The sequence below is a fragment of the Bradyrhizobium uaiense genome (assembly GCF_010811875.1).
GTDB classification, from domain to species: domain Bacteria; phylum Pseudomonadota; class Alphaproteobacteria; order Rhizobiales; family Xanthobacteraceae; genus Bradyrhizobium; species Bradyrhizobium uaiense.
This window is the reverse complement of record NZ_VKHP01000097.1, coordinates 23,539-31,575: the sequence shown is the minus strand read 5'-3', so window position 1 is coordinate 31,575 and position 8,037 is coordinate 23,539. Positions and strand designations below refer to the sequence as shown.

8 protein-coding genes are annotated in these 8,037 nt (G+C 65.9%); 4 read left to right on the top strand and 4 right to left on the bottom strand.

The genetic code is table 11. The features are described from left to right. Positions 1 to 240, top strand: a 240-nt coding sequence (locus FNJ47_RS22585; RefSeq protein ID WP_206685340.1) for a hypothetical protein, incomplete at its 5' end; no start/stop codon positions are given. A 65-nt stretch (positions 241 to 305) separates the two neighbouring features. Here the strand turns inward: FNJ47_RS22585 and FNJ47_RS22580 are convergent. After that, positions 306 to 1,193, bottom strand: a complete 888-nt coding sequence (locus tag FNJ47_RS22580; protein ID WP_163157019.1) for a metallophosphoesterase family protein — start codon at positions 1,191 to 1,193, stop codon at positions 306 to 308. Between the two features lie 159 nt (positions 1,194 to 1,352). Between FNJ47_RS22580 and FNJ47_RS22575 the strand changes: the two genes are divergently transcribed. From FNJ47_RS22575 to FNJ47_RS22565, 3 genes are all read left to right on the top strand, one after another. Next, entirely contained in the window at positions 1,353 to 1,841 is a 489-nt protein-coding gene (locus FNJ47_RS22575) for an NUDIX domain-containing protein (RefSeq protein WP_163157017.1), read from the top strand. A 65-nt stretch (positions 1,842 to 1,906) separates the two neighbouring features. Continuing rightward, positions 1,907 to 2,419 carry a GNAT family N-acetyltransferase gene (locus FNJ47_RS22570; protein WP_163157015.1) on the top strand — a complete coding sequence of 171 codons (513 nt, stop codon included), beginning with the start codon at positions 1,907 to 1,909 and terminating at the stop codon, positions 2,417 to 2,419. Positions 2,420 to 2,532: 113 nt separating this feature from the next. Beyond that, complete coding sequence (locus FNJ47_RS22565; RefSeq protein ID WP_163157013.1) at positions 2,533 to 2,850, top strand: EthD family reductase; 318 nt, start codon at positions 2,533 to 2,535, stop codon at positions 2,848 to 2,850. Between the two features lie 59 nt (positions 2,851 to 2,909). Here FNJ47_RS22565 and FNJ47_RS22560 read toward each other — a convergent pair whose 3' ends face one another. The 3 genes from FNJ47_RS22560 to FNJ47_RS22550 all read right to left on the bottom strand — a co-directional run bounded on the left by FNJ47_RS22560 (position 2,910) and on the right by FNJ47_RS22550 (position 8,036). Next, positions 2,910 to 5,279 carry a TonB-dependent receptor gene (locus FNJ47_RS22560; protein ID WP_163157011.1) on the bottom strand — a complete coding sequence of 790 codons (2,370 nt, stop codon included), beginning with the start codon at positions 5,277 to 5,279 and terminating at the stop codon, positions 2,910 to 2,912. Positions 5,280 to 5,391: 112 nt separating this feature from the next. Continuing rightward, complete coding sequence (locus FNJ47_RS22555) at positions 5,392 to 5,814, bottom strand: DUF2946 family protein (RefSeq protein ID WP_165445815.1); 423 nt, start codon at positions 5,812 to 5,814, stop codon at positions 5,392 to 5,394. A 158-nt stretch (positions 5,815 to 5,972) separates the two neighbouring features. Beyond that, entirely contained in the window at positions 5,973 to 8,036 is a 2,064-nt protein-coding gene (locus FNJ47_RS22550; RefSeq protein ID WP_163157007.1) for a hypothetical protein, read from the bottom strand. Position 8,037 lies beyond the last annotated feature (1 nt).

The window sequence follows — 8,037 nt, the reverse complement described above, 5'->3', positions numbered from 1 at the left end:
GCAGCAGTCCCTATTGCGGCGGCGATTTCTCCGACTCGTCGATCGACGGATCGTCCGCGGGCTTCGGCGATGCCGGCAGCGATGGAAGCCATGGCGGCGATGGTGGTGGTCACGGCGGCGGTGATGGTGGAGGCGGTGACGGTGGAGGCGGCGGCGACAGCGGTGGCAGTTGCGGCGGTGGTTGTGGCGGCGGGGGCGGGGACTAAAGCATTTTCGAGCGAAGGATTCCGGTTCGCGTGAAGAAAATGCGTCAAACGAGAATCTAAGGCCCTCTCCGTTCCGATTCAATCGGAACGGAGAAGACTCTAGGATAGCCGTATTTGCTTGATCTCGCGAATGCCGTCGTGATTGCCGAGGCCGCGCACGGTCTGCTCGCAGCGCCAGCCGTTTCCGTCACGCTCGATCGAGAACAGATTGTAGGCCGCCGCAGGATAGTGCTTGCGCGCCAGCGCCGATGCTGAGGGCACGCCGATCGCCGGAATTTTCTGCCCGGGGCCGTCGAACCACATGGTCGAATGAATGTGGTCGTGGCCATGCAGCACCAGCTCGACGCCGTGGCGCTTGAGCAGCGCCAGCAGCTGATGCGAATCGGTCAGCCGCTTGGCGCGTCCGTCGGAGTGCAGCGGGTGATGCACGAGCAGGACGCGAAAGGCATCCTCCCGTGACAGCTGTCCGAGGATCGTATCCAACGCGCCGAGCTGGGCGTGGCCGAGCCAGCCGGTTGCCATCAGCGGCGGCGTCGGCACTGCCGAGGAGACGCCGACCAGCGCCACCGGGCCGCGGCGGCGCACGAACGGAAAATGCGTCGTCGCGCCATCGGCGTCGCCGCGCAGATAGTCGCCGAAGTGGCTGACGAAGCGATGCCGGGTGGCGCGCACATAGGCGTCGTGATTGCCGGGCACCACGGTCACACCGGTGGGATCGCCGACGCCCTCCAGCCATTGCCGGGCCGGATTGAACTCGGCATCCAGCGCCAGATTGACGAGATCGCCAGTCACGGCGATGTGGTCCGGTTGCTGCGCCTGCATGTCCGACACCAGCGCGTCGAGCACGTCGCGCCGATGATATTTGTGACGGTTGCGCGTCCAGTTCAAATAGCCGAAGGCGCGCTTGCCGGCGAGATCGCGCAGCCGCGTCGCCGGCAACGGCGGCAGATGCGGATCCGACAGATGCGCGAGGCGGAACGCCGCCATCAGGCGATTCCCTTCGGATTGTCCGCGAAAAGTGGCCGGCAACCGGTCATGTCGTGCTATCCCGAACGTCTCGCCCTGTATTGGCAAGAGCTGCGCAGCCGCGCAAGGATCAATGCGGGGATCAAAGCACGGATCAATCACCATGATGTCGAGGGTTCAGTGACGATCCTGCTGGATTTACGCAAGCGCTTCGAGCCGCAGATCAGGTGGGTGTTTCATTTCTACTGGCGGCTGGTCCGCAGCATGACGCTCGGGGTCCGCGCCGTCGTGCTCGACGCCGACAACAAGGTGTTCCTGGTCAAGCACAGCTACGTCCACGGCTGGTATCTACCCGGCGGCGGGGTCGAGGTCGGCGAAAGTTTTATCGAGTCGCTGCGGCGCGAGCTGGAGGAGGAGGGGCGGATCGAGCTCGCCGGCGAGCCGGTGCTGCACGGCATCTTCCACAACAGCCACGTCTCGCCGCGCGATCATGTCGCGGTCTATGTCGTCAGGAACTACCGGCAGGATCGCCTGCCGGAGCCGAATCGCGAGATCGTGGCCTGCGGCTTCTTCGATCCGGCCGATCTGCCCGACGAGACCACCCCCGGTACGCGGTTGCGGATCGCGGAGGTGCTCGAGGGCAAGCCGCCGCCGGCGACGTGGCGGTGATGTCGCCGACGGCGACGTGGTGGTGATGGACCGCGCCCGCGCCAGATGCTATTCCGCGCCCCACAATGACCGAATTGTCCCTGACCATCCTGCCCGAGACCCCGAAAGACGCCCAGGCGATCGAGCGCCTGCACGAGCGCACCTTCGGTCCCGGCCGCTTTGCGCTCAGCGCCTACCGGCTGCGCGAGCATGTCGATCATCTGCTCGATGTCTCGTTCACGGCGCGGATCGGCACGCTGCTGGTCGGCTCGGTGCGCCAGCTGCCGGTCTGCGTCGGCGATACGCCGGCCTTGATGCTCGGGCCGTTGACGGTCGAGCCGCCGTTCCGCAGCCGCGGCGTCGGCCGCGCGCTGCTCGAGCGTGCGATCAATGACGCCCGTGCCAAGGGCCACCGGCTGATCGTGCTGGTCGGCGACGAGCCGTATTATGCGCGGGTCGGTTTCAAGCCGGTCCCGAAGGGACGCATGACCATGCCGGGCCCCGTCGACTACAGTCGCCTGCTTGTGATGGAACTGGTCGATGGCGCTTTCGAGGGCGTGACCGGGCCGATCCAGCCGGACTGGAGCAAGGCGATCTGACATTCCCGCTGATGTCGCGGGAACGGTTGCGCGCTATCGGAAACTAAAGCACAGTTGAGACAAGCGCCGGGACAAGACCGGCGCATGTCATATCAACAGGGAGAGTGCGCGCCATGATCAAGGTCAGTGTGATGTATCCGAACAATCCAGGCGCACGCTTTGATCACGACTATTATCGCGACAAGCACATGCCGCTGGTGAAGGCGCGGCTCGGCGACGCCTGCAAATACTACACCGTCGACAAGGGGCTCGCCGGCGGCGCGCCGGGGACGCCCGCAACCTATGTCGGCATGTGCCACATCTTCTGCGACTCGGTTGAGGCCTTCGGGGCCGCCATGGGCAAGCACGCCCAGGAGATCATGGGCGATATTCCGAACTACACCGATCAGCAGCCGGTGATTCAAATCAGCGAAGTCGTCGTCGGCCACTGATCGGCGCGGACGTCAGGGTGTGATCCCTCTGCCGCAAGCGGCAGAGGGATAGGCTTGTTTCAGAACTTCAGATTGGCGAAGGCCCGCACGCCGAGGCCCGCCATCAGCACCTCGTCCTTGGTGTAGGAGACCGAGTTGCGGATGTTCTGGTTGAGCAGATTGTTGCCGACCAGACCAATCGTCATCTCGCGCGCGCCGATCCATGACTGAGTGAGCTTGGTGTTGTAGGTGACCTCCGCGTTCAGGAGGTTGTAGCCTGCGGTCGGCGTCTCGCCGATCACGGCGATGTCGTTCTGCGCGAACGCGTGCACCAAATTGATGCGGCTGAACCAGTTGCTGTCGCGCCAGTAGACGCCGCCGCCGAGCCGCACCGGCGGAATCCGCGGCACATTAGTGCCGTCGGTGAAGGTGGCGCGCACCACGTCGAACTGGTTCTCGATGCCCCAGATGCCGCCGTTGAGCGGGCCGATATCGAGCTGGCTCTGGAACTCGGCGCCGCGGAAGATCGCGTCGCGCTGCGAGTAGCGCGCTTGGTTCAGTTCGAGGCCGGGGCCCAGCTGGCACGCGCTCTCGTCACACGTGTTCCCCGTCAGCCGGCGGAATATGAAGCCGTCGAACTTGGTATAGTAGCCGGTGAGTTCGAACCGCAGCGGTCCGGTCGCCCGCCGTAGTCCGATCTCGATCGATTTTGCGGTTTCGATGCCGAGATTGGGATTGCCGATGTCGAACGTGCTGGTCGCATCGTGTGGACCGCGCGAGAAGAGCTCGGCCGGTTTCGGCGCGCGTTCGACGTATTGGGCGGTCGCGCTTGCTACCAGATCCCACGGCAGATTCTGGATCAAGCCGATGCTGCCGCTCTTGGGCGTGAAATTCGGATTCTGCGGTGTCGCTGGACCGATGCTTGCTGGATCGGTGGCGACGTCGAACACGGGAGGAATGAAAGCCGGCGTTGTGCCGGAAAGATCGACGTGTTCGATCCGCCCGGCAATCTGTGCCTTGGTGGTGTCGGTGAACTTCAGCTCGTTGAACACGTAGCCGGCGACCCTGTTGTTCTTGTTGGGGTCCCATAATCCGTTGAGCGGGCTGGTCGGATCGTCCGGACTTGGGGCGGTCAGTTCCTGGTGCCCACCCTGCAGGCCGAATGCCGTGGTTACGGTGGCGAAGCGCGCGTTGAACGGCATCATCTGCACCTCGACGCGCGCCTCCTGCTCCTTGTTGGTGAAGGTCTGGCGCACGCCGTCGCTCAATGGATCGGTCGGATCGGCAAGGCCGATCTCGTTGTGGCGATAGTCGGTCGCGCCGACCCAGAACCGCACGGCGTCGATCGCCGCCGCATCGGGCCGGTACTCGCCCTTGACGGCGATCTTGGTCTGGTGCGCGTCGATCCGGGTCTGGTGATCGGCGCCGCCGATGCCGGGGATGTGGTAGAGCGAGTCGTTCTGGGTGATCGCCGCGCCGATAAAGCCGCCCTGGAAGAAGTACGAGGCGCCGACCGAGGCGCCGTCGGACTGCGTCGCGGAGTTCGGCTGGCGGCCATTAAACGGCTGGCCCGGCGCGAACAGATACGGATAGCTCGGGATGCTGTAGTCGCTGGTGGTGCGACCGTAGACGTCGGCATGCACGGCGACATTGTTGCCGCCCGCGTCCAGCAGCATGCCACCGTCGACGCCGCGGTTGACCGAACTGACCGAGGTGCGGGTCTCGACATTGAGGCAACCCGGCGAGCCTGCGTCGGCCAGCGGCGCCTTCACCGGCAGCCCGTAGCTCTGGAACGGCGCCGCCGCGCAAGTCGGCATCGCATCGGGAATGCGGTTGTTGGTCGCGCTGACCACGCCACCGATCGAGGTCGAGCCGTAGCGCAGCGCGGCCGGTCCGCGCACCACCTCGACCTGGTTGGTCGAGAGTGGATCGATCGGCACGAAATGATCTTCGCCGAGATCCGAGGCGCCGCCGCCGCCGAGACCGTTCTCGACGATGCCTACGCGGTTGACGTCGAGGCCGCGGATGATCGGCCGGCTCGAGGCGCCCGGCGCGAAGCTCGAACCGGTGATGCCGGGCTTGGAGAACAGGAGATCACCGAGCGTGGCGCCGCCGGAGCGCCGCAGTTCCTCGTTGGGGATCACGGTGACGGTTGCGAACTGGTCGGTGACGACAGGCAGCACGCCCTGTTGCGGCGCCGGCGCCGCTGCAGCGGACGCCTGTTGCTCCGCGGTTGCGCGTTCGCGGTTGTGGCTCGGAGCGGCCCGGACCGCGCGGGTCGGCGTGCGCGTTGGTGTGGCCCGGTGCCGCTGGATCGGGCTTGGCGCCGTCACGGTGATGTCAGGGAGTTGCGTCGGCGTGTCGTCGGCCAGCGCGGCGCCGTTCATTGCGCCGAGCAGCAGCCAGCTCGCGCCCCCGATGTGGAGTGCTCGTTTTTTCTGAAGTGTCATTGTCCCGATCCAGATCCCGTCGAAACGACGGATCAATCCCGATTTGCCCCGCGGGAGCGGGCCGCAACTGTGACGCGGCCGTCCGCTCAGGGCGTGAAGCAATCAGTCGATGTCAGGACAGGGGAGGTGCGCGAGAGCGGAAGGCCGCAGGCGCCGACTTCAGATGGATGAATTCGGCATTGGTGGTGCGGAACAGAAGCTCGACGGCTTCAGGCAGTAACAGCACCGGCGGCGCCGTGAACAGCATGCTGCTCGCGAGCGAGATGACGGCGCAGATCGCGCAATTGTCGGCCGGATGCCGGCCGTCGTCGTGCCTGGCGGGCGGCTCGGTCCCGGTGACCTGGACCGCGAGGTCCGGCGTCGCCGAGGTCCCGATATAGGCGAGATCGAGCAGCGACAGGCCGCTCTGCACCGCGGGCGCGGCTTGCGCGGCCGCGATGGGGTGGAAATGCCCGAACGACAGCACGAACTGGACAGCGAGCGCGAACAGCGCCAGCCGTGAGCCAGTCTTGATGCGTCTCCGGAACCAGTTCATGCCGATAGCGCCCACCCAGTCGGGAGCGCGTCAACACCCCAGCGATGTTACATTATAACATCGGATGAAGTGCGCGATGTCAACCAACGTTCAGACATATTGTATCGACGTGTTGCCTGTGTGTGTTTGACGCAACGCAGACGTGAGCCCGGCCGGGCTCAGCGTCCCTCGCGCAGCCAGGTTGCCGCGAACCCGCCGAGCAACAGCAAGAGGCCGACCAGGCCGGCGAACATCGGCAGCACGCCGACGCCCTTGACGACGCTGGCGTCGCGCATCTTGACCCCGAGCCAGCCGTCGCCACGGAAGATCGAGGAGGCGCGCACCGGCACGATGCGCGGCATGTCGAGGCTCGATCCGTCGACGATGCGCCGTGCGTCGCCGCCGGTCGCCTGCGCCAGCGGCTTCAGCATCTCGGTGGTTGAGGTGACTTCCGAGAATTCCTTCGGATTGGTTGGGCCGACATTGATCAGTGCCTTGAGCGTGCCGTCGGTGGCTTGCCACAGGCCGAGCTCGCTTGCGGGCAGTGTGGCGCGCCACTCGCCGGGATCGCCGGCGGTGAGCGCCAGTTCATGCGTGGTGCCGCTCGGCGACGTCACGGTGACCGGTGCGACGGTGTCGGCCATGGTCTGGCGCACCACCATGAGGTCCTTGCCCTGCACCTGCATGCGCAGTGCCTCTTCGTCGAGGTCGGGCTGCTTCATCAGCCAGTGCGATACCCGCCGCAACAGATCAAGATGCGGTCCGCCGCCTTCATAGCCGCGCGCCCACAGCCAGATCTGGTCTGAGAGCAGCAGCGCGACGCGGCCTTCGCCGAACCGCGACAACAGCAGCAGCGGCTTGCCGTCGGCACCGGTCATCACCGGCGGGTTGATCGCGTTGCGGGTGTCGACGGTGCGGAAGAATCGGCTCCAATGCGGCGGCTCGGCATTCGAGCCTTCCAGCCCGCGCGTCACCGGATGGCGTTTACCGGCATCGCTCAGATGTGCGTAGAACGGCTTCTCGGTGACGCCGACCGGCTCGGCCGGCAACACCGAATCCAGCGGCGTGCGCCAGATGCTGGTGGTCGAGGCGTAGTCGGGGCCGGCCGACACCAGCACCGCGCCACCGGAGCGGACATAGCGCGCGATGTTGTCGAAATAGGCGATCGGCAGCACGCCCTGACGGGCGTAGCGATCGAAGATGATCAGCTGGAATTCGTTGATCTTCTGCTGGAACAGCTCGCGGGTCGGAAACGCGATCAGCGACAGCTCGTTGATCGGCGTGCCGTCCTGCTTCTCCGGCGGACGCAGAATGGTGAAGTGGACGAGATCGACGCTGGGGTCGGACTTCAGCAGGTTACGCCAGGTGCGCTCGCCGGAATGCGGCTCGCCGGACACCAGTAGCACACGCAGCTTGTCGCGCACGCCGTCGATTGCGACCACGGCGCGGTTGTTGACCGGCGTCAGCTCGTTCTCGAGCGGCGAGGCCTCGATCTCGACGATGTTCGGGCCGGCATGCTTGATGTCGATATCGACGCTCGAGGTCTGGCCTGATGTCATCGTGCGCTCGTTGATCACCTCGCCGTCGCGGCGGATCGTGACCTTGGCGCGCTCGCCGCTGACGCCCTGGTCGTCGAGCCGGAAAGTAATGGTCTGGGTTTGGCCGACGATGCCGAAGCGCGGCGCGGCCGTGATCGCGATACGGCGGTCGCGCTCGTCTTTGCGGCCCGTGATCAGGGCGTGCAACGGCGCCTGGAAGCCGAGCGCCTGCGCGTTGGCAGGAATATCATGGACGCGGCCGTCGGTGATCATGAACGCGCCGGCGACGCGTTCGACCGGGACGTCCGACAGCGCCGAGGTCAGCGCGCCGAACAGCTTGGTGCCGTCGGTTTCACCGTCGGCCTGGCCGGCCTCGACGACGCGGACCTCGAGGCCCTTGATCTGCTTCAGGCTGTCGACCAGCGCCTGCCGTGCCTTGTCGGTCTCCTGGTTGCGCGTGCCGAAATTCTGGCTCGGGCTCTTGTCGACCACGACGGCGGCGACCGAGGTCAACGGCTCGCGGTCCTCGCGGGTGAAGGAGGGGTTGGCCAGCGCGAGCAGGATCAACGCCAGCGCGGCGACACGCACCGCGGTGCCGCGCGCGCGCGACAGCAACAGCAGTGCCGCGATGACGACGATCGCGCCGAGCGCGATCCACAGCACGATCGAAGGAACCAGCGGTGTGAACGCGATACCGTAGTTCATA